The organism is Vibrio astriarenae (genome assembly GCF_010587385.1).
GTDB classification, from domain to species: Bacteria; Pseudomonadota; Gammaproteobacteria; order Enterobacterales; family Vibrionaceae; genus Vibrio; species Vibrio astriarenae.
In genome coordinates, this window is record NZ_CP047476.1 from 1,471,492 (window position 1) to 1,495,010 (window position 23,519).

15 protein-coding genes are annotated in these 23,519 nt (G+C 45.6%); 6 read left to right on the forward strand and 9 right to left on the reverse strand.

What is annotated here, in order from left to right; genetic code table 11:
- Positions 1 to 43: 43 nt before the first annotated feature.
- Positions 44 to 2,002 (reverse strand): glycogen debranching protein GlgX, encoded by a 1,959-nt coding sequence (gene glgX, locus GT360_RS20795; RefSeq protein WP_164650841.1) that lies wholly within the window; start codon positions 2,000 to 2,002, stop codon positions 44 to 46.
- Positions 2,003 to 2,442: 440 nt separating this feature from the next.
- Between glgX and lamB the strand changes: the two genes are divergently transcribed.
- The 3 genes from lamB to GT360_RS20810 all read left to right on the forward strand — a co-directional run bounded on the left by lamB (position 2,443) and on the right by GT360_RS20810 (position 6,304).
- Positions 2,443 to 3,642, forward strand: coding sequence for a maltoporin LamB (gene lamB / locus GT360_RS20800; protein WP_164650842.1), 1,200 nt, complete (start codon positions 2,443 to 2,445; stop codon positions 3,640 to 3,642).
- Positions 3,643 to 3,724: 82 nt separating this feature from the next.
- Complete coding sequence (locus tag GT360_RS20805) at positions 3,725 to 4,636, forward strand: MalM family protein (RefSeq protein ID WP_164650843.1); 912 nt, start codon at positions 3,725 to 3,727, stop codon at positions 4,634 to 4,636.
- 78 nt (positions 4,637 to 4,714) lie between these two features.
- Positions 4,715 to 6,304, forward strand: a complete 1,590-nt coding sequence (locus GT360_RS20810) for an alpha-amylase family glycosyl hydrolase (RefSeq protein WP_164650844.1) — start codon at positions 4,715 to 4,717, stop codon at positions 6,302 to 6,304.
- Positions 6,305 to 6,355: 51 nt separating this feature from the next.
- On the opposite strand, the gene malZ is transcribed toward GT360_RS20810, so the two are convergent.
- The 4 genes from malZ to GT360_RS20830 form a co-directional block, all read right to left on the reverse strand.
- Positions 6,356 to 8,146 (reverse strand): maltodextrin glucosidase, encoded by a 1,791-nt coding sequence (malZ, locus tag GT360_RS20815; RefSeq protein WP_164650845.1) that lies wholly within the window; start codon positions 8,144 to 8,146, stop codon positions 6,356 to 6,358.
- A gap of 210 nt (positions 8,147 to 8,356) precedes the next feature.
- Positions 8,357 to 9,688 carry an MATE family efflux transporter gene (locus tag GT360_RS20820; protein WP_164650846.1) on the reverse strand — a complete coding sequence of 444 codons (1,332 nt, stop codon included), beginning with the start codon at positions 9,686 to 9,688 and terminating at the stop codon, positions 8,357 to 8,359.
- Positions 9,675 to 11,609 (reverse strand): monovalent cation:proton antiporter-2 (CPA2) family protein, encoded by a 1,935-nt coding sequence (locus GT360_RS20825; protein WP_164650847.1) that lies wholly within the window; start codon positions 11,607 to 11,609, stop codon positions 9,675 to 9,677. Before GT360_RS20825 ends, GT360_RS20820 begins: the two co-directional genes overlap by 14 nt.
- Positions 11,606 to 12,226, reverse strand: a complete 621-nt coding sequence (locus GT360_RS20830) for an NAD(P)H-dependent oxidoreductase (protein WP_164650848.1) — start codon at positions 12,224 to 12,226, stop codon at positions 11,606 to 11,608. Before GT360_RS20830 ends, GT360_RS20825 begins: the two co-directional genes overlap by 4 nt.
- Positions 12,227 to 12,510: 284 nt before the next feature.
- Between GT360_RS20830 and GT360_RS20835 the strand changes: the two genes are divergently transcribed.
- Positions 12,511 to 12,762, forward strand: coding sequence for a DUF3081 domain-containing protein (locus GT360_RS20835; protein WP_164650849.1), 252 nt, complete (start codon positions 12,511 to 12,513; stop codon positions 12,760 to 12,762).
- A gap of 93 nt (positions 12,763 to 12,855) precedes the next feature.
- On the opposite strand, the gene GT360_RS20840 is transcribed toward GT360_RS20835, so the two are convergent.
- Entirely contained in the window at positions 12,856 to 13,212 is a 357-nt protein-coding gene (locus GT360_RS20840) for a MaoP family protein (RefSeq protein ID WP_164650850.1), read from the reverse strand.
- 247 nt (positions 13,213 to 13,459) lie between these two features.
- Here GT360_RS20840 and GT360_RS20845 point away from each other — a divergent pair, with 247 nt between their 5' ends.
- Positions 13,460 to 14,350 (forward strand): LysR family transcriptional regulator, encoded by an 891-nt coding sequence (locus GT360_RS20845; protein ID WP_164650851.1) that lies wholly within the window; start codon positions 13,460 to 13,462, stop codon positions 14,348 to 14,350.
- A gap of 76 nt (positions 14,351 to 14,426) precedes the next feature.
- On the opposite strand, the gene nhaD is transcribed toward GT360_RS20845, so the two are convergent.
- Entirely contained in the window at positions 14,427 to 15,818 is a 1,392-nt protein-coding gene (gene nhaD / locus GT360_RS20850) for a sodium:proton antiporter NhaD (protein WP_420825469.1), read from the reverse strand.
- A 386-nt stretch (positions 15,819 to 16,204) separates the two neighbouring features.
- On the opposite strand from nhaD, the gene GT360_RS20855 reads away from it, so the two are divergent.
- Positions 16,205 to 19,327, forward strand: a complete 3,123-nt coding sequence (locus tag GT360_RS20855) for an ImpA family metalloprotease (RefSeq protein WP_164650853.1) — start codon at positions 16,205 to 16,207, stop codon at positions 19,325 to 19,327.
- Between the two features lie 66 nt (positions 19,328 to 19,393).
- Here GT360_RS20855 and GT360_RS20860 read toward each other — a convergent pair whose 3' ends face one another.
- On the reverse strand, positions 19,394 to 20,704 hold the full coding sequence (locus GT360_RS20860) for a dicarboxylate/amino acid:cation symporter (RefSeq protein WP_164650854.1): 1,311 nt from the start codon (positions 20,702 to 20,704) through the stop codon (positions 19,394 to 19,396).
- Positions 20,705 to 21,223: 519 nt separating this feature from the next.
- Positions 21,224 to 23,086: a methyl-accepting chemotaxis protein gene (locus tag GT360_RS20865; RefSeq protein WP_164650855.1), complete on the reverse strand. Its 1,863-nt coding sequence runs from the start codon at positions 23,084 to 23,086 to the stop codon at positions 21,224 to 21,226.
- Positions 23,087 to 23,519: the final 433 nt, after the last annotated feature.

Here is a 23,519-nt window from a genome sequence, read left to right on the forward strand (position 1 = left end):
AGAAAGGGCAGCGATGGCTGCCCTTAGCGTGAGATCGTGAAGATCATTTTGCTTCGAAATGGAAGATCGCAATCGAGCAAGGCTCGACGAGCACCTGCCTCTCATCGATACTGCGATGTAGTTCGTGAGAATCAGTGTTACAGATCATTTTCCAAGTCTGGTCTCTGTCGGTAGGTAAAGAGAAGCGCGCAGGTGCATTGGTTTGGTTGATACAGTACAACAACTCATTCCCGTGTTTGCCAATGCCCATGTGCATCGCCACCGAGCTCAGCTGATTCCAATCATCATGTGACATCGCTTCACCGCCGACTTTACGCCAGTAAACACGATTGAGGTTGCGTGTTGGCCCGCTGAATGCTTTGACAAATGGCACCATATACTTCAGGCGTGCCGTCAGCATGTTCGATAACCACTCCTTGAAAGCGGTTTTGCGTTCATCCATCGTCCAATCAAGCCAGCTAATGTCATTATCTTGGCAATAGGCGTTATTGTTGCCCTGTTGGGTATGGGACAGGACATCGGCCGTCAGAATATGTGGGATACCAAAAGCAAATAACAGACTTGTCATGAAGTTGCGCTTTTGCTTTTCACGTATCTCACTAATCGTATGATTTGCCGTTGGTCCTTCAATACCGTAGTTCTCTGAGCGATTATCGCCATGGCCGTCGCGGTTATCCTCACCATTTGCTTGGTTATGCTTGTGCTTGTACGACACTAAGTCTTGCATGGTGAAGCCATCATGGTAAGTGATGTAGTTGACGGTCAGGTTGTATGGCCAGCTCGCTGCGCTATAGAGGTCACGAGAGCCCATGAGTCGTGTCGCAAACTCTTTTAAATAACCGTGATCACCACGCCAGAAGCTTCGGGTAATATCACGCAGTTTGTCATTACATTCGTTCCAACCTAGCGGGAATTGACCGACTTGATAGCCATTCGGGCCGATATCCCAAGGTTCGGCGATCAACTTGATCTTACTCAGTACAGGATCTTGTGCCACCGCGCGGAAAAATGCCGCTTTTCGATTAAATTGATCACCGTTGCGCCCCAATGTCGCGGCAAGATCAAAGCGGAAACCATCAATCTTGTATTCTGTCACCCAGTGACGCAGTGTATCCATGACAAGATTTAAAGAAGGTTGGTAATCAAGATCAACCGTGTTGCCACAACCGGTGTAGTTGACAAAGTGGTGATCATGCATCAGGTAATAGCGAGGATCGAGGGCTTTCAGGTTGAGCACAGCGCCGCCATCCCCCCCTTCTGCCGTGTGGTTATAAACCACATCTAAAATGACCTCAATACCGTTGCGGTGCAGCTCACGTACTGCGGTTTTAAGCTCAGTGACTGCATCCTCTCGGGCAAAACGCGGATCCGGTGCCATAAACACATACGGGTTATAGCCCCAATAATTTACCTTCTCTAGCGGTTCTAGGTGTGGCTCATCCAGACAGGCGGCAATCGGCAGTAGCTGAATCGTATTGATGTTTTGCTGCTTGTAAAACTCCAGCATGGTTGGGCTAACGAGACCGAGATAGGTGCCTTGATCTTTTTCATCGACAAAGGCATTGCGCTTAGTGAGGCCTTTGACATGCGTTTCAAACAGAATCGTCTCTTCACGAGGAATATAGGGGTGGTCTGTCTCTTGCCAATCGAAGCTATCATCAACAACCAGACATTTCGGTAAATAGAAGCTGTTTTCTGAATCAAATGGGCGAGGGTAGATGGCTTGACCCTCTAAGGCTTTGGCATAAGGGTCAGATATAAAATGTGGTTTGCTATCGACACGGCCAATATAGCCGTAACGTTGGCCTGCTTTTACGCCTTCAATATAGGCAGATTGAATACCCAAGCAATCGGACTCGAGTGTATAGGTTTTAAATGTGTTGTTTTCATTGAACAACGCCAACTTCAAATAGGGTTGGTTTGGTGCGTGGATAGCAAAAAGGCATCCAGAATCATCAAGGCTAGCACCAAGTTGTAGTGGTACAGGTCGTCTATTGGTCATTTTATCGTCGTTTTTTTGTGCATCCATGTGAACTAATAGTAGAAAACTTTGTCCATATAAATGCAAGAGCCACTTTCTGATTTAAATTGACTTTTATTTTACTTAAGTCAGACATTGTCTTTTTTATGAAATATTGATCTGTCTAACACTTTCTATTTCGACTTGTGATCAATGCCTCTGCTCCTCCCCCTTAGTTTTGTGATCTAACCGAAAATAAAGGCGTACGCCCCATTTTCTCATCCCTTCTCATCCCCCCTAAATTAAATGGGGGTGGAGGAAGTCAACCTAGGCTATCGCGCTTAATCTAGACACCGTTGAAACAAAACGGGGAATGCACCAAAGAGTGCTCTCCCATCTTACCTCTCTTTTCAGTTACACCTATTTCTGCCTTTTAGGTTGATGAGAGAGGAAAAGAATAAAAAACCTAAACGGAGTTAATAATGAAAAAAGTAAGTGTAATTGCTGCTGCTGTTGCTATGACGCTATCTGCTGGCGCTTCTGCTGCTGCTGTTGATTTCCACGGTTACATGCGTGCTGGCGTTGGTCTAAGTGGTGATAACGGTGAAAACGTTGAATACAACAAAGCTAAAGTTGGTCGTCTAGGTAACGAGAAAGATCTATACGCAGAGCTTGGCTTGAATGCAGAGCTTTACCAACAAGGCGATGTAAGCTTCAAACTAGAGTCTCTAGTTGCTTACGGGCAAGACGGTAACAACAACTGGGAAGGCAACGCGAATGCACTACGTGTGATGAACATTCAAGCGAAAGGCCTATTTAGTGACAAAGATGCAGTTCTATGGGCAGGTCAGCGTTACTACCAACGTAAAGATATCCACATCACTGACTTCTACTTCCTAGATACATCAGGTGGTGCTGGTGGTGGTATTGAAAACCTATCAGTAGGCCCTGGTAAACTGTCTCTTGCAATTATGCATGATGATGCAGAGGATTTCGAAGGTGGAGCAGTTAACGGTTACACGTTTGATGCTCGTTACGCAGGAATCGATCTATGGGATGGTGCTAACCTAGAACTAGCTCTTGCTTACGATTTTGCGAATGAAATGCAAGATCAAAAGTTAGGTGCTGACGATGGTTTGTTATTGACAGCAGTTATTGGTCAAGGTCTATCAAACGGCTTCAACCAAACAGTTCTACAGTACGGTACTAAAGCGTACGGTAAGCAAATGGCTACATACGGTGGCGGCGGTTGGTACAACCGTGGTGAAGACAACAATGATGCAGACGGCTTCCGTATCATCAACTGGGGTGTAACTGGCTTCGGCGAATCTTGGGAAGTTGGTCACACTGTAATGTACTCACAAGCTTCAGATACTGCTGATGGCGACATCACAGCGTACAATGCAGTTGTTCGTCCAGTGTACAAGTGGGATGACCACATGAAGACAATCTTCGAAGCGGGTTACTTCGCTGATGAAGTTAAGCAAAGTGGTACAACTGAAGACTCAGCTGGCTCTAAGCTAACGGTTGCTCAAGCATGGTCTGCTGGTTCAAGCTTCTGGGCTCGTCCTGAAATCCGTATCTACGGTTCATACTTCATGGATCACGAAAATGACAACGCGTTTGGTACTGGTAACGACACTGAGTTCAGTGTAGGTATTCAAGCAGAAGCTTGGTGGTAAGCTAAGCTCCTAAATTTAATAAGTCCATAAATCAAGCCGACTTATGTTAAGTCGGCTTTTTTCATCAGAGAATGAGGTGCGAATGAAACAATTAGTCTTAGGTTGCGCGATCAGCATGGCTTTGCTGGGTTGTACGACAACAGAAACGGTTGTTTTTGATTCAACGAACGTTGAGCGAGTTGCGGAAAACTACTCTCAAGTTAAGTGGTTAGAAGTTGAACCAACAAAGCGTATTAACTTCTCAATCGATGAATCAAATCAAAAGTTTGTTCTTCCGGAAGGAAAGAGCTACATAGCCGCATTTGATATAGACACACAAGGTAAGGAACTTGACCTACAAATCGTTAGTCATTTTAAAAAGTCAGTATTCTACCCCAATGCGCTTCTTCTAAACGAACAAAACCAAATTCTAAAGGCTTTTGGTACTGATGATTTTGAGTACAAGCATGCTTACGGCTTGGAAGGGGATCGATTAGTATCTGAAGTTACAGTACAACCTGTTGGTAAGCAGCGAGTAAAACTGCTTATTTATACAACGCCAGAGTTGATTGAAGGTGACTCTGAGGTTTTACATCCAGTAAAACTCGATGCTATTGCTCGCGGCAATTACCCGCCCGATGTGCCAAACCCTATTATTCCGCACTCCCCGTATGGTGAGATGACAATAGTGGCCTCTGTCGATGATGCAGTCATTGTTGATGAGCCACTGGTTGTTGGCAGTTCAGACACTGCTCATCAGGAATTCAAGCGCGAACTCGAACAACGTGAGAAGCAAGCTGAGTTAGATAGTAAAACCAGTGTTCCGACAGTTGCCGTTGTTGACTCAAATGAAACGACACTATCGGTGGAACAACAGCAATTCTACATCACTAGTATCGAGAGTGCCGTTAACGCAGGCATGTTAGATAAAGCTCTAGCTCTATTAGATGAAGCGAAAGCTCTCAATGTAGAAGGCGCCCAAGAAGCCTTCGTAAAAGCAGTAAACAGCAAGTAATTCATTTTTAAGTCTTACTTTATGAGATATTTGGGAAGCCTGCGAGCTTCCCTTTTTTTGTTCAAAAAAGGAGTTTTCATGAATAAAAAAGTAACCCAATCATTACTCGCAGTGGCTATTTTTGGGGCTCTGCAAGCTTGTGGAGGGTCCTCTGGTAGTGGAGGTAACGAAGAGGTCGTTGAGGCTTATGCTTGTTCTACTGAGGTGGTAGAGACCAGTAATCAACTCAGAACATATCAAATCATGGTGGAAAGCTTTGTGAGCGGTGATGACTCTATAGGGCATGGCACGGGTTATGGAACAAGTCATCACAATGGTGATTTACAAGGCATCATAGATTCTCTCGACTATATTCAATCCTTGGGTGTTAATGCGATATGGCTTACTCCAATATTTCACTCTGAAGCGCTAGATGGTCAAGACCATTGGGCAGACCGTCTTGATGCAACTGGTTATTTTGCCACGGATTATTTCAAAGTAGACCCAAGGTTTGGTGATCTAGACACCGCAAGAGAGCTTGTAGAAGAAGCGCATGCTCGTGGTCTGTATGTCTTTTTCGATGGGGTATTTGGACACCACAAAAATGGTTTAATTAAGCCTTCACCATCGGGTCGACTACCGACAGGGGAGAGTAACCCAGTCAGTTATCCTGAGAGTTTAGATTTCTATAAAGAGGTCGCCACATACTGGATCAAGGAGCTCAAGATTGATGGCTGGCGACTCGATCAAGCCTATCAAGTTCCGACTGAATCATGGGCACAAATACGTAAGGCGATTGATGAAGCTTCGCAGAGCGTCACCTACACCAATAATTTAGGTCAAGAGGTCAATCCACTAGGCTACATGGTGGCTGAAATATGGAAAGGTGAGGACGATATCGCGGAAACAGGTTATGGCTCAAAAGACACCCCAGCGCTATGTTCCGCTTTTGATTTCCCCATGCGCTATCGGATCGTCGAAACGCTTGCGGTTAATGAAAGTAGTGTAGGCGGAAGGAACGCTGATTGGCTAGATAATGGCTTTACGACTCACCAGGCATACCCTTCTCACGCTCAGCCAAATTTGATGATCGGCAATCATGACTTAGTGCGTTTTGGTGACCTGCTACAGCGTGGCAACATTGCCGATCCAAGTGATGAAGAATATTGGTTACGTCATAAAGCCGCATTTGCATTCCAGGCAGCATACACCGGTCCAATCACACTCTATTATGGCGATGAGATTGGCGATCAAGTGGATGGCTTTGCTGAGAAAGAGGATAACAATACCTGCGCAATTCGCGGGGTTTGTGATGATCACGTCGCTCGAAGCAGTGCGAAAATTGAAGGTGTGACCGTTACATTAGATAGCAACCAAGCGGATCTAAAACAGTACGTTGCTACGCTGATGGATTTGCGAGAGGCATACCCTGCTTTATCCAGTGGCTCTAGAAACAACATTGAATCAGCAGATGATAAGTACGTCGATGTAAAACAGTCAGGCGATGAACAGATTGTTTTTGCTCTGAATATTGGTAATGAACTCCAATCTTTAAGTTACACAGAGAGTCAACTGGGTGTCTCGGGGGCATTGAAGGACTTAATCTCTGACGAAGTCATACAAAGTGAAAATGGCAGATTTACTATTAGTTTAGAGCCTTTTGAAGGGCGCTTTATGATCGTTGAATAGGTATTGAACCGGGTAGGCTTGAATATTCAAGCCTACCAAGATGATTTTTGGCTATAGAACTAGGCTCTGCATACTTGTGAGCGTAATTTTGTTATCAGGTAGCGCTAAAAGCGCTTTCTGTTCAACAGATAGAGAGATTTCTTTATCCTTGAGTGAAAGGTTAATGCCAACAATGACAGTGTCCTCATTACAAGTTCTAGCAAACACCAAGCACTCTTCATCACAATAGATCTCCATGAAGTTACCCTGTTGAAGTGCAGGGCGAGCTTTGCGCATTTCAATCAATTCCTTAAAGAAAGACAGTAGTTCTGACTCTTCCACCTTATCCCACTCCATACAGCGGCGATTATCGGGATCTGCACCACCCGCCATCCCAATTTCCGTACCGTAGTAAAGACAAGGTGTTCCGACATAAGTAAATAGGAAGGTGGCTGCAATCTTAAACAGGGCCTCATTTTCATTAATCAATGTAAAGAAACGTGGGGTGTCGTGGCTATCTAACTGATTCAGTTGTGCTAATTGGTTTTCCCAAGGCACTTTTGCTCTTGCTTCCGCAAGCCAGTCTCGAAACTCGAGCATGTTAATGCTGATTGGATCTAGCGCGATGTCTTTGTTCGCGAGTAAAGCCCGTAGTGGGTGTGCGAAGCCATAGTAGTTCATCGAACCATCTTCTTGGTCGCCCTGCAGCCATGAGGTGGCTTCAAAGAAGTGCTCACCTAAGATGTAGCTATCTGGGTTCACCGCTTTTGCGGATTCTCGAAACGCTTTTACATAGTGAGCATTGTTTTTCGCACCTTCTCCCTCACCAAGCATATGAATCACATCAAATCGCCAGCCGTCGATGCTATAGGGTGGTTTCAACCAATGCTTGATGATCGAATCTTCAGATTGGTAAATCGCGTTGCGAACATGTTGGTTTTCAAAATTGAGTACAGGTAAACTGCTTACCCCTTTCCAACCGATGTACTGGTCGGTAGTACCCTCAAAAAAGTAGTAGTCGCGATAGCGTGATTGGCTTGATTGATAGGCTCCTGTTTCTTGGTGCCAGCCTAAACGATTGAACCAAGGGTGTTCGGTTGAGGTGTGGTTAAACACGGCATCTAATACGACTTTCATCCCGCGCTGGTGGATGCCATCACACAGTGTGGCGAAATCTTCATTGGTGCCAAGGTGAGAATCGACATTGTAATAATCCATCGTGTCATAACGGTGATTACTTGGCGCCGCGAAAATCGGGTTGAGGTACAGGGTCGTGATCCCAAGCTCTTGAAGATAATCGAGTTTGTTCTCAACGCCATAAAGGTCGCCGCCGTAGAACTCATATCCCCCATTGCCACCATGGCCGTCAACGGGTTCTCCCCACTCTTTTGCAACAACGGTTTTACTCTCATCGGCAATTTTGTACTCATCGCTTTGAGTGCTGATTTCCGGCTTCCCATTAGCAAAACGGTCCGGGAATACTTGGTAGAAAACTTGCTCTTTTACCCAGCTTGGTGGCTGCTCGTCTGGGTTTATCTTGAAGTGTTTTTCTAGCCCAGGCATGCGTGTGGTGATGCCATAGGCACTCAACCAATATTGCTGCTTGTCGAGAATAAGTTTGAACGTGTAAGTATTGAGTGACTGGTCATGACGCAGCTCAAACTCTCCCTGCCAATAGCGTAAATGCTCAGTCTCTTCGACGAGTGTCATCTCAGCAAAGTGTTCTTCATTGTCTGGTTCGTGACGAATCAGCACTTGGTGATAGGGGGTATGTTTGTCAGTGACTAAGGTGAGTGTGATTTTACTGTGATGAAGGCTGACCCACTGAGTGGTTTGTCCATGATAGAGAAAAGGCAAAGACATGGAAGCTCCTGGAAATTACAAATTGGAATGCAGCGAAATTATAGCGACTGCCTTCGTGATAGAGCTCTAGTTTGTCACCACTGTGTGCACAGGTTGGCATTTTGTGTGGGTCAGTTTTATTGGCGGAGTGGAGGCGGTTAAATATCAAAATAGGGTTAGTAGATGTGATAAAGGCCTGTACGGATACAGGCCGATATACATCAATGAAAGTTAGATTTTAGTCATGCTGGCTTCTATTTGATTGAGCGCCTTTTGATACATAAACCAAGCACAAATTCCAGCGAATATATTCCCCACAAAGGCGCCGTAAAACAGGCCTTGAATGCCTCCAAGCTGAGCTCCAATCCATAAACTAGGCAGGAAGAAGGCAAACAGTCGAAGCGCAGAGATGGTGAGCGCGCGATAGGATTTGCCGATGGCATTGGCGCTAGAGACCATCAACATACAAATGCCAAGAGGACCAAGACTCAGCGGGACGATGGTGAGGTGCCAAATTAGGATCTGCTCAACATTACCTTCTTCGCTGGTCATCAGTTGGGCGAGCGGGGTTGCCATCATATACGTGATGAGGGCGATAATAAGCTGGAAAACCATAATGAATATTGCGGCTATTTTTGTCAGCTCACGGATATCCTGATAGTTTTTTGATCCGCGCATGCGCCCTATCATCGGCGGCATAGACATAGTGAGTGCTAACACCACGACAATGGCAAAGAACTCATAGCGAGACCCCAGCGCCCATGCTGCAACGGCGGCAGTGCCAAAGCCCGCCAACAGTTTGGTAGCGAGCATTGAAGAGAGTGGCGGTAATAGCTGGCTTATCATGGCTGGCCCCATAATATTGGTGAGTGAACGAATACTCTTACCAATATCTAAGTCACTCCAGTTAAAGCACATCCACTCCTTGGCGATCACTTTTGGGGCGACAATGAGGATGCCAATACCAAATGCGATAATAGTGGCGATCGCCGCTCCATTGATGCCCATATCTAGGGTAAAGATGAAGATGGGGTCGAGGATGAGGTTCAAAAGGCTCGTCACCATCATCATGGTTCCTGGTAGCAATGTGTTGCCGTTGGCTCGACAAAGGCTGTAAAGGAAGTAGAGTACCGCCCCTGTCCAAGAGCTGATTAGCCACCAAATCCAGTAGCTATCAATGATCGGCATGATGTCATCAGGTGCGCTCAGGGCACCTAATATAGGCGCTCTAAGTAGATAAGCAATCACACCAAACAGTGCAACACCGACGCTGCCAAGCACGATGATCAGCCCGCCCAGTTGCTGAGCGTAGCGTGTTTGCTGAGCACCTAGCGCTGTTGAGATCACAGCGGTCGTCGCGATACCCAAGCCCACTTGCAGACCAATAATGATCATCTGTATTGGCAAAGTGAAACCTTGTGCTGCGAGAGGTAAAACCCCCAATTGGCCGATAAAGGCGCTATCGATCAGTTGAAAGCTCATTAAGGACAAAACGCCAAACAGCATTGGCCAAGTCATCTTGAACAGCTGTTTGGCGAGTTTTTTTTGGTTACTTTTGGTCATCAGTGGCGTCGTCAAATTGGTCTGCATAACCTTTTGGTGGCGGTGTCCAACCGCGCTCGGTGTGAGAGTGTTTGTCGCTCAAATATCTCGACATTTCATTTACCAAGTGCTCTTCAGCTTGAATAAACAGATCGCGATAGTTGTTGTCATAGCGCTCACCTTCAGAGCCGCCTTGCCACGCTTGATAAAGAGTCTCGAACTTTTTGTCCTCGACACGCTGGTAGGTGGCTTTTCTGCGTTCCACACCAAAAGGATGAAAGCCTACTACATGGAGTGCCTTGCCCCCAACTTCAAGGGCAGAGTGATAAGTTTCTGATTCGACGATGTGTGCGCCTGCCTGTTTCAGCTCATAACCATGCCCACGGTCGAACGCGCGCGCAATTATGGTGACGTTCGGGTAGGTATGTTTAACATACTCCACGAGCTCTAGTGCTCTTTCACGATCATCAATGGCGACAACCAGAGCCTTGGCATGCTCAATTCCAGCTGTGTGCAGAAGGTCTGGGCGGGTGGCATCACCATAGAAGGTCTTAGTGCCAATATCACGCATGTTCTGCACTTGACCAGCTTCATGGTCGAGGACCACTGTATTGACGCCGTTGGAGATCAACAGTCGATTCACGATCTGACCAAATCGACCAATACCAGCAATGATCACCGTGCCCTGCTCATCAATCGTATCGGCTTCTTGTTCATTCGACTCTTCCTCAAACCGAGGAAGAATGACTTTATCGAACAGGATAAATAGCCCCGGAGTGAGGAACATCGATATCGCGACAACGAGAGACAGTGTTTGCGCCAACTCGAATGGGATCACGTGATTTTGGAGCGAGAAACTCAGTAATACGAATCCAAACTCACCCGCTTGCGCGAGGCTCAATGTAAACAGCCAACGGTTGCTGTCTTTGATACGGAAAATCAAAGCCAATGCAAACAACACTGCTGCTTTTAGAATCATCACGCCAAGGGTGAGTGACATGATGGTAGTAAACTCACCAAACAGGATAGAGAAGTCGATCCCTGCGCCTACCGTGATGAAGAACAAGCCGAGTAACAACCCTTTAAACGGCTCAATATTGGACTCGAGTTCATGGCGAAACTCACTGTTCGCTAATACCACGCCTGCAAGGAAGGTACCCAGGGCGGGTGAGAGGCCGACGAGGCTCATTAAAGCTGCGATACCGATGACGAGCATGAGAGCCGTCGCGGTGAAGATTTCGCGCAGTCCCGAGTCAGCAACAAAGCGAAACAGTGGACGACTCAGGAAGTGTCCACCGACGACGACCCCAACGATAGAGCCTATAATAACCAGACCGTATGCCCAGCCGGGCAAATCAGCCACCAGTGATAGCTCATCGTGATGTTCCGCCGCATGGGTGGCAGCCGATTGAGCTGCCTCAATGAGTTCTGGTAGTGCAAGCAAAGGAATGAACGCCAGCATCGGTATCACAGCGATATCTTGGAACAGCAGAACAGAAAAGGCGTTTTTACCGCCTTCGGTTTTGGTGAGCCCCTTTTCATTAAAGGTCTGCAACACGATAGCGGTCGATGACAAGGCGAAAATCAGACCTATGGTGAGGGCGATTGTCCAGGGTTGACCCAACGCCATGGCGATACCCGTGACGATAGCTGCTGTACCACCGACCTGTAATCCGCCTAAGCCGATGAGGCGATTACGCATCGCCCAAAGCATTTTTGGCTCTAGCTCAAGACCGACCAGAAACAGCATCATCACGACGCCAAACTCGGCAAAGTGTTGAATGGTCGTGGTTTCTTCACCGACTAGGCCAATGACAGGACCGATGACGACACCCGCAATGAGATAGCCCAGTACCGAACCCAAACCTAGGCGTTTAGCAATCGGTACCGCGATAACAGCGGCGATCAGGTAGATGAAAGCCTGTAAGAATAATCCGGTCATACTGGTTTCTCCTCGCTAAGCTGCATCACTAAGGCGTTAAGTGTTTCTAGTTGCTCGACATCTTCTAGTTGGATTTTGTCGTCTAATAGTAGTTCGAGAAGTTGTTCGTAGAGCGCTGTATGTTTCTCGACTCGCTTTTCTTCCAACGCCGTTCTGGAACCGAACAAGGCAAAGGGCGGTAGGTAGCGCATATGTGTTAAACGTGCCATTTGCTCGATAGGCTGAAGTAGTTCTCTGATCGTGAAGTGGTTGTAACCATCAGCGTGGTAAGCCTCTTTTTTACCGCCGGCAGTGAGCGCACACAGTAAAATTTTGTCCTTTAATGCCGTGCCATCTTTTCCGTAAGCAAAGCCATACTCTAGTACCAGATCTTGCCACTCTTTCAAAATAGCGGGTGTGGAGTACCAATAGAGAGGGAAGTGGAAGATGATCATATCGTGATCCAGCAGCCGTTGCTGCTCAAGATCAATATTGATGTTGAACTTTGGATACTCGGCATAAAGATCCACGGTGGTGACACCAGGCATTTTGTGAGCTACTTCAAACAGTGGGCGATTAGCTTCAGAGCGGTGCTGAGCAGGGTGGGCATACAGCACCAATAGACGATTCTTATCCATGACAACCTTGTAAGTCTGACGACACAAATTTTAGTTTGAACCAAGGGGCTTCATTGTTAGGACCTTGGATTTGTGTAATAACTATAGTTGTCGATGGTGAATGTAAGCAAATGTTTCTATTTGAATTTTAAATTGATCGTGTTGATGTGGTTTGAGGTAAGAAAGAGAGAAAGGGAAGTGGAGGGCAAAAGAGCCGCAAAACCTGCTTGGATTCACACCTTTGCTTCTGATTTAGACCATACTTAAATAAGGTTCACAACCGAGTCTGACTCGGAGGTAGCACGATGAAAAATGAACTGGATTCAACCAAAATTCTTCATGCGTATGAGCGAATCATGGCGAATGGTACGCCAACGGAAGATGGAATGATTTACGAGGGTGTGGAAGCCATATCTGATTACGATGGATACAACATCTACTTAAGAGGGAACGGCGTGGAGCTCAGTATTGGATTTCACAATACTTACCACATGTCGTATGACCAGGCTCACCTCAAAGAGAGCTTCTTGAAGAAAGTCGCACTGCTTTCTAAATAGCTTGTTTTCTGAGTAGCATGGTTTTCTAAGTAGGTTAGTGCTGGAAACTAGCTCCGTCATCATGGTATGACGGAGCCGCAAAGCTGTAGGTAGTTATTCGTCTTCTAACACCGCGTCAAACTCATCGCTCGTATCAACCACACTGCCACGTCGTGAGCCGTTTAGAGTATGGAATCGTTTGCGACCGCGAGCCAATTGAGTGTACTTAAGCCAAGTACGCTCCAACTTCGATTTTGCTTTCAGTGGATTTGCTAGCACCTTCATGAAGTGTTTCTCTTCGCTATTGTCGGGTGTCAGCTCACCTAATTCTAGAGCAAGCATAGTGTCGCCAAATTGAATCAACAGTTCTTCTTCAGCTAGCGTAAAATCGCCAGATTTTGCAAAGCCGCGTGGGAACTTGATGTTGTCATAAAAACGTTTTCTGCCGTAGCGAAAGTGTGTTTCAGACATGATGACCTCGATGTAGGGTTCAGGGTTAGGAGTTAGACTCAACAAACTGCGGCACCCGACTTCTTGTTATTTGTGCCGTGGTGCCTCGCAAACATATTCGTAAAGCGTGGAAAAGAGAACTAAATTGTTTTTGTCGTGACGATTAGCAATAATCCGATGTTTAGCGTCATTTTTTCTCTCTTGTTCCCTCTGCTCTGGGTATATAATCTGTTGGAATAAGATGTCATTTGTATTGCAGGATTCATAAATGGATGTAAAAGTCTTTCGTACCTTTCTTGAAGTGGCTCGCACCAAGCATTTTGGTAAAGCATCAGAGAATCTCTATATCACGCAAGCTGCCGTTAGCGCGCGTATCAAACAGCTTGAGAGCTATTTTGATACACAGCTGTTCACTCGAGATCGCAACAACATCAAGCTGACTTCGGCAGGCGAAAGGCTAGTGAGTTATGCTGAGGTGATGGTTTCTACGCTACAACAGGCCAAGCTGGAGCTATCGTTGGAAAGTGGTCAAGCCTTGCAATTGACAATGGGTGGTACTCCCAACATATGGGATGCCTACCTGCAAAACTGTTTAAGTGTGGTGACAGAATCCTTTTCTGGGTATGGCTTCATGGCTGAAGTGCTCAACCGCGAAGCGTTAAACCGACATTTGCTGGAGCGCACGCTAGATATGGCGTTTGCCTTTGATCAAATTAAGGCGGACGAGCTTGAGTGCATAAAAGTGGCAGACTTAGTTTTGGTCTTGGTTTCGACCTCGCCACAGAGCGTTGAAACGGTGTTTAACAATGGTTACGTTTATGTCGATTGGGGTACGAAATTTGGCTCTGAGCATGTTGAGCGTCACGGCAAAGCCGCCCCGCCGCTACTAAGAACCTCAACTGCGCGTATTGCACTTGACTTCATTTTGGATAAGCAAGGAAGTGCTTACCTGCCGTACTCACTGGTAAAACCCTTCCTAGAAACTGGTCAACTTCACCGAGTCGATAATAGTGAAGACTGGTATCGCCCGATTTATTTGAGCTACCGTAAGGGCAGCTCCTCGGTTGAAGCGATCAATCAAGTGTGTGAGTTGGTGAGGGATATTGATCCGCTGACGGCTTATACATTACAGCAAGCAGGGCGGGTTGAGCCGGAGTAGGGAAGGAAAGAAGAATACAGAGTACAGAAAGAGCGGAATTCGAACGCCTCTGTATTCTGTACTCCAATCTTTTTGCCTAGAATAACCCCGCATTCAACCACAAATGAATCAAAATACTCGCCACATACCCAAGCCCTATCACTGGCGCCCATTTCAAGTGACCAAAGAACGTATATTGACCATGGGCTGCTCCCATTAGTGCGACACCTGCCGCCGAGCCTATGGATAGCAAGCTACCACCTACACCCGCAGTGAGCGTAACAAGCAGCCAGTTACCCATTGATAACGCAGGGTCCATGGTTAACACGGCGAACATCACTGGAATGTTATCCACGATGGCTGACAAGATCCCCACCATCACGTTAGCCCAGATCGGATCCCACTGGGTGTACATGATCTCTGACGCTAAGCCCAGATAGCCAAGCAGACTCAAACCGCCGACACACATCACGACGCCATAGAAGAACAGGAGTGTGTCCCACTCGGCATGCGAGACACGTCTAAATACATCAAAGGGAACAACGCTACCTAAACGTTTTAGTGCATAGTCATCACGGTTAGCTATCGCAAGCGCGGCTTTTTTGGTAAGTGACGCACGCAGAGTTTTGCGTAGATAGAAGCCGAAGAACTGTAGGTAAGCCAGACCCATCATCATGCCTACGACAGGCGGGAAGTGAAGCACAGCATGGAAAGCAACCGCGGTCGCGATGGTTAAGATAAACAGACCCACAATGCGTCTTGCGCCACGCTTCAATTCAATATGCTGGTGGACAGTGTTCGGTTGGGTGTTAGGAATGAAAAACGACATGATGACCGCAGGCACGACGTAATTCACTACAGAAGGAATAAACAGGGGTATGAATTCGGTGAAGGCAACATGCCCAGCCTGCCATACCATGAGGGTAGTGATATCACCAAACGGGCTAAATGCCCCCCCAGCATTGGCCGCAACAACAATATTGATGCAGGCTATGTTTACAAAGCGTTTGTTGTCCCCTGCGACTTTCATCACGACTGCACACATCAAGAGTGCGGTTGTGAGGTTGTCTGCGATAGGAGAGATAAAGAAGGCAAGAACACCTGTCAGCCAAAACAGGGTTTTGAAGTTGAACCCTTTACCCACCATCCAAGCTTGCAAAGCATCGAACAGGTTTCTCTCTTCCATCGCGTTAATATAAGTCATAGCAACAAGCAGAAAGAGCATCAGCTCTGCATACTCTAAAAGATTGTGCTCCAATGCCGCATGCGCTTGTTCAGCTATGCCATGTTGGGTGTAGACGTAACCAAGAATTGCCCATATTAAACCCGCAGCAAGCAAGACTGGCTTGGATTTTCTTAACTGCAATACCTCCTCAAGCATGACCAGTGTGTAGGCCAGACCAAAGATAATGAGGCAGAGATAGCCCACAGTAGAGTGAGTTAAGTCTAATGGGGTGCTTGACGTTGCTGCCCACGCAGGCGCAGACATCAAACCGAGTAGAGATAGCAAAGTAAGTGCAGCTGCCTTCATTGATTCCTCCATGGCGAGACAGGGACAACCTCTCTAGTCTAATCATTTTGCGGTTGCTCAAGTGTGACGAATGAGTCAAAAAGATGTTTCTAAACTGCAATGTTAGATTGAGGGTGGCAATTTAAATCAATCACTTTATATAACATTAAATATGCTTATATTTATATTTGCCCTGGGTATTAAATTTGATTTAAATATTCATGTCGGTAATGGTTTTTGCTGTAATTTGATACTTTAGTTCAATTAGAATTAATTTTCCTGGAATATATACATAACTAATCCTAAGGTTTTTGTACTTCCTAAGTGAAAAGGAAGTTTATATTCTAATAAATAAAGGGTGTCTCATGAAATCATTAAACGTCATGTCGCTAAGTACGATCGCGCTTAGTGCGCTTGTTGCTTTACCAGCACAAAGCACCTCTGGTGCAAAAGAAAATACTCATCTGCTCAATGCAATACTAGGGATTGAAGAACATCACTATAATTTTCAATTAATTAAGCGAAATCTATTTAATTTAACCGAAGGTGGTCTGGCTAAAGAGGATGGGAGCAGCCTAGATAACATTACCTGGAACCCGAGTCATGATTCAGTCAACTTTGCTGCAACCTATGGCGTCAATTACTCCATATTGCCGGGTAACTACTCTTTTGGTAACGGTAAAGTAAATAACAGTGTCGGTATCATTGGTGAAAATAATAACCAACGTTACTTATTCCTAGCGACGAGTCCGCAAAATATAGCAAGATTCGACTTTGAGGTGAATGACGATTTTTGGTCGTTCTACAGTAATGCCTTTGATTGGCTTATTGGTAAAAGCAGACAAGAAATTCTCGCAGACAAAATAAATGTTGTTATTGCCCATCATGATGAAAGCTATTGGTTTAAAGAAGACAGTAAACTCAAAGAGTGGTTAGTTGAGGAGTTTGGTGAAAGCGTTACTTTTAATGAGGGGGCATTTAGTTGTGATGGGCAAGCACTGAGTTCATGTATTGATGCTGATACAGACTTGCTGATCCTGTCGAGTCACTATAACAGTGAAGATGATTTAGACGCGGTTTACGAGCAGGTAGAAAGAGCCGAAGCTTTGGGTATACCACTGTTGTTTACGAATCACTACAGAGATAAAAATGAGCTAAGCATACCTATTTTTGAACACTATGCTATTCGCTCAGTAAGCAAAAATTATTGGGCAAAAACGGGACTAAATAGCTACGACCCTAGTGCAGATTATGACGTTATCGACACAAGTATTGCTCCCACTTATCAGCTGCTGACACATCTACGAGACAATAGTTTTAGCTTCGATATTGCAGAATGCCAAGGCTCTTGCAGCAGTGATGCTTATCAGGTGGAATTCAAGCAAGGAGTTGACGACATCCGCAGCTGGGTAAATCAATTGGATAGTAATAAAGTCAATATCTTTGAGAGTGATCTACCTGCTTACCAAAGAGAAATCATTCAATTAGCCGATGATTATCGCCAAAGCATCGTCTACCCAATGAGTTATGACACGACCGAAACTTTAGCATTCTTACAGGCTTATTTTGCTGATCATGTGATTCATAATTATCGAACCAATACACCAGCGCAACCTGATCTGGGCAACTTTAGTCGCAGTGACTTTAGTCATATATTCCCAGACAACAAAGGTGTCGAACTTGTTAATCATGGTGGTTTTAAGTCTACGGGCGCCTATGCCCTTCCTGGCCAGACGGTTACGGTTACACGCCAAGACAGGTCGAGTGATATCGAAGCGAAGATTTTTGTCAATACGCAACGCAGCGGCTCAACCAAAGAGTTTGACCAGAACGGTTACAAGCGTCCAAAATTCTTGCGCTCCACAGCCATTGCAATTGAACCTGGTGAAACGATCCAATTTACGACTCCTTATGGTGGTCCAATCCAAGTCGAAATGTCGGGAACCAAAGAGGCTCCGATAGCGTTGCTATTTTCTAACGTTGGTGAGCACGCACATTACCCGGGTTGGGGAGATAGTCGTTATTTTGAGGAAGCACTCAGTAAAAATGAGTTCGATTGGGCTGAGATTTCGACCGATCATTTTGAAGTGCATTCAACAGCAATGAAGATGGGCATCACCATGGCGAATCCGGCATTTGATAATGGCAATGAGCTGATTGATGCCATTGAAACATATACCCACAATTATCCGCACGTGCTGGCAGGTTTCCAAGGTCCAGGTATTGCTGAGGTCCCAGAAATCATCGACTGGGCGAAGTCAAAAGAATTGGACGTCCGAACGCAGCATTACGCGAAACACATGAATGCTGACCAAGCCACGTGTGGCTCCGGCTGTTCAGGAAACCCTTATGATGCGTTTTGGTCGTTTGATCCTGTTGGTCATGGTGATATTCATGAGTTAGGGCATGGGTTAGAAAAGAGTCGACTGCGCTTTACAGGCTTTACCGGGCACAGCGCGACTAACTTTTACTCTTATTACAGCAAGTCTATGTTCCGTGCGAACACGGGAAAATCAACTAGTTGCCAAAATTTAAATAGTGATGATTACTTTGCTTATTTGCAAGAGGCATTCAATCAAGATGATCCTTCAGCTTATATGGCGAGTTTAAACTTAGGCAGCAACTGGCGCACAGGACCTGCACTTTATTTGCAGATGATGATGCAAGTTGAAGAGCGGGGGCTGCTGCAAAATGGTTGGCATCTATACCCTCGTCTACACATATTACTTCGTGAGTACGAAGAGGCGATTAAGAACGATGACATTTGGGTGCAGTATCGTGACAAGATTGGTTTAAGCAGCTTCGCTAGAGAAGAAGCAAAAGCACTGAGTCAAAATGATTGGTTAGCGATAATGATAGCGTATGCATCGGGCTTGGACTTTACTCCTGTAATGGAGAGCTGGGGCCTGACGGTCACCGAGGCAGCCAAGAATCAAATCGCAACGTTTGGTGTTTCTCAAGCGGATTCTGACCAGTACTACCGCTACGAGAATGATCAATACTGTGATTCACTCATGCATGAAACACTGCCTATCGATGGCTCCACACGTTGGAATGGTATGAAAATAGAGGGATTGAATGTTGCTTTGGGTAAGCCTGTTTCAGCCTCATCAGAACACAGTGACAAACACTCTATGAGTAAGATCAATGATGGGGATGTGGGTACTTACTATCATACCAAGTGGGGGTATAGCCATTGGTTAGAAATCGATTTGGAGCAATCAGTTAAAATCGATCAACTACTACTGACCAATCGAAATAAGTATGACTCAAATACGATCAATGGTGCAACGATTAGCTTGTTAGATAGTGATAGAAACACTGCATGGTCACAAGAGTCTCTTCATTTTGAGTCACTAGGTGAAGCGCAGTTATTTGAATTTGCCATCGGAGATATGCCTGAGAGTGGTGTTCGGTATATCCGCTTAGAGTTAGATAAGGCGGGAAATATGGCTCTAGGTGAGATTGAAGCTTTTGTTAATCAATAATTGACCGAACTCTAATAAGAAGCCCTAAGGCTGGGGACCTTAGGGCTCTTTTTATTGCTAGGTTACTTACTTGTTCTCTTCTGCAGGAACAAAGTGAACCTCTTCTTCTTTTTCGCCCGCTAGCGGGTCATTGAAGCGCTCTTTATCCAGCGCGCCTTCAGAGTTAGCAACAATAACCGATGCTGCACTATCACCCGTGATGTTTACAGCGGTGCGGATCATATCCAGCAGACGGTCAACACCCATGATTAGGGCAATACCTTCTAGAGGCAGACCTACTTGGTTAAGTACCATTGCCAGCATGATTAGACCAACACCTGGGACACCTGCAGTACCCACCGATGCTAGGGTAGCGGTTAGGATAACAGCAAGGTAGTCACCCATCGTTAGGTCAATATTGAATGCTTGAGCGATAAACGCCGTCGCGACACCTTGCATGATAGCTGTGCCATCCATGTTCACAGTTGCACCTAGAGGAACAGTGAATGAAGCGACGCGGTTTTTAACACCTAAGCGGTTTTTCACTGTTTCTAGTGTGACTGGAATCGTCGCATTTGAAGATGCTGTCGAGAATGCGAACATGATCGCGTCTTCCATCTTGCGTAGGAAGATCACTGGGTTTAGACCAGTAAGACCTTTCAATAGTACGCCATAGGTGACGAAACCGTGCAGTAACAATGTACCTGTCAACACTAGGAAGTAGCCACCAAGGCTCCAAATAGCGCCTAGGCCTAGACCTGAGAACAGCTTCGCCATCAAGAAGAACACGCCGAACGGTGCGATGTTCATCAATAGCGCAACCAGCTTCATGATCACTTCATTGAGGTCAGAGAATACGTTCGCGATGCGTTTACCTGCTTCTCCAGCAGCACTAATAGCAATACCGAATAAAATGGCGAATACAATAATTTGCAGAGTATTGCCTTGTGCCATTGAAGCGATCGGGTTCTTAGGGAACATATTGATGATCACTTGGCCAAGAGAGGGTGCTTCAGCTGATTGGAAGCTAGCTGCTGCTGTTAGGTCAGCACCTGCTCCAGGTTGGAACAAGGTTCCCATTGTCAAAGCTAGAGTAATGGCGACTGCGGTTGTGACTAAGTAGAAGCCAAGCGTTTTACCACCCATACGGCCAAGGGTAGTAATATCTTGTAGAGAGCTTGTACCGCAAACAAGAGAAACGAAAATCAGTGGCACAACCAGCATTTGTAAGCTGGAGATAAAGATTTGACCACCTACTTCAAATAGGCCATTCACTAAGTATTCGTGAACGAAGCTGACATCAGCCAGAAAAGATTGAATAAAAAATCCAGTAAGAATACCGGTAACCATCCCCAGGATTACACGGCCAGTAAGCGACATTGGTTGCTTGGTATTCATCGAGAACACTCCTTATAGTTATCACCTTGATTCATTCAAAGTGCGCCCGAGGTTAGCAGCAGTTAATCTCAAAGAGGGTTACGAAAAAAAAAGATGTGACCTAAGTCATGCAAAAAAGTGGGTATTTTACGGCGTACAAACGAGTCATTAAAGGTGATGTAACTTTTATCACGCTCCGGTCACTGGATTTAAAATGTGCATTACATTTCTTTTTTTGATTTCAGCCTTAGCCTCAGCTTTTCAGTCAAAATTCAGGCCATAGTCAAAGAAATATAGGGATATGCTTAGTTCAAAAGTTGATTATAGATCGCTTAAGTATTGAGAGAGTGAATAGGGAATAAACATGCAGGGAAAACCGATAGATTATCGGGCAGGTGTTGATGGTTTGCGCACAGTTGCTGTTTTGGTGACTATAACTGCTTATCACATCAAGGCTAGTTGCTCATTGTTAAAGTAAAAAAGAGGACCCCAAATTTGGAGTCCTCTTTTTGTGGGTCTTTTTAAGTTGCTCGTTCTGATTTAAACAACGAACTTGTTAAGTGATGCAGATTGCTGTTCCACTAGGCGTGTTTGCTCATCAACTAGGCTAGATGTTTCTTGTGAACGTTCAGAGACCTGACTAGAAAGGTCTTTGATATTCACAGTGTTGCCATTGATCTCTTCCGCAACGAGACTTTGCTCTTCAGCGGCTGAAGCGATCTGGATGTTCATCTCCGTGATTTGCGAAATCGCTTCTTTAATGCTCACTAGTGACTGGTTCGCCGCATGCGCTTGCTCCACTGTTTCGATTGCTAGGTTGTGGCTTTGTGACATCGCAGACGCCGCTGTATTCGCACCGGCTTGCACATGCTCAATCATGTTGCGAATTTCAGTGGTCGACTCTGTTGTACGCTGCGCCAGTGTACGAACCTCATCAGCAACAACAGCAAATCCGCGCCCGGACTCACCTGCGCGAGCGGCTTCGATCGCCGCGTTCAATGCCAATAAGTTGGTTTGATCAGCAATACCATTGATGACGCCAACAATTGATTCGATGTTCTCGGTTGATGATTCTAGCTGGCGCACGGTATTCGAGGCTTGTTCCATTTGATGCGCTAACGTTTGAATCGAATCAGAGGTTGTTGAAACGATATTCGTACCTTCTTCTGAAGAAGCATCTGCCGCTTGGGCCGCTTGCGCTGCGTTTTGCGCATTTTCCGCAACCAGTGAACAGGTCGTCGACATTTCATTCATCGCTGTTGCCAGTTGCTCAACCTCTTGTACTTGGGTGTTTAGTAGCTGTCGAGAGTCATTGGCAGCAACATGAGTTGCCTCTGATACAGAGGTAACGTTTTTCGCCGTCTCTTGGCTCTCTTTGATCAGGTTTTGAATTGCCGCTACAAAGCTATTAAAGTTCTTAGCAAGTAAGCTGAACTCTTCATCGGTGTTGGTATCAAGGCGTTTTGTTAGATCGCCGTCACCACTTGCCACGCTTTTCATCGCTTCACTCAACTCGTTAATTGGGCGAAGCAGTAAGGTGGTCACGTACAAAAAGATACTTAAAGAGAGGGTAACCAGAATGACTGCTGTCATGATCGAGCTATTACGCATCTCTACTAAAGGCATGTTGGTTTTGTCGTAATCGATAAGCATACCAACGTACCAGTTAGTGTTAGGTACAACGTCAAAATCTAGGTAGTAACTGCTGCCATTCATATCGATGGTGGTGAGCTCTGTGCTGATCTCTGCATTCGCAATATAGCTATTTAGAGGTTGTCCTTTTAGGCGCTCATTTGGGTGGCCAATAATGGTGCCTTTGTCATCTACAATAAACAGCGTGCTGTGAGGGATATCCGCTTCATTTACGATGTCAGACAAACTTGATAGATCAACATCATAAAAAGTGACACCATACATCGAGCCTGAGCGGTACACTGGCTGAGAAATAGAAACTAAGATATTGCCGGTGCCTTCGTCGACATAAGGATCTGTAATTGCACGTTGGCGGAGTGTTTTGGCATCGATATACCAAGGACGAGTTCTTGAGTCCCAAGAGCTTGGTGGTGTCCAGCTCGAATCATTGTGAACAATCGCACCATCTCCTTCATAGCCAATACCTGCGGTAACGAAGACATCACGTAGGGAGGCCTGGTTAAAAATGTTGTACGCTTCGTCACGAGTGGATGTTGCGGCGAGTTCAGTTAGGTAATTCGAGATGGCAAACTTACCTTCCATACTAGTGCTCAACGTATCGGCAACTTGCTCAAGTGACACGTCGATAATGGTCGAGTTCGCTTGCTCAACTTCTTCTTTTAGTGAGCTGTAGCTGATGGATGAAAGCAGAGTAAGCGACAGCGCGCTAACAACGGAAGCAGCAGCGATGACTTTGGTACGAAACTTCATGGAACCTCAATTGGCTGTATTGTTGACTAGTTCATCGGCTTGAGTGCTTACTGTCTTCGCAGTTTTAGCGTGTAGAGTGATAGAAAGCCGAAACTTAAATTGGTGCGAAATTTTAGAGCAGCTTATTATTCCATATGGAATATTCATTATTCCATATGCGGTATTCCCATCAAGTAAAATAAGCCTGCTTCTTATAAGGCTAATTCAAATCACAATTGATAAGTGCATGATTATTAGGTCAAAGCTCAATTGCCAACGTGTTGGTGTGACTGGTGCATATTCTTGGCGTGAATGCGATTGCGGATAAATATAAAGAGAAAGCGTATTTGGAATATTTATTATTCCATTTTTACTTACCCATATGGGTAATATTATTCAGTATTAATTAATAAGGTGAAACGCATCATGTCTGAAAATAGAAAAGGCGAATCTT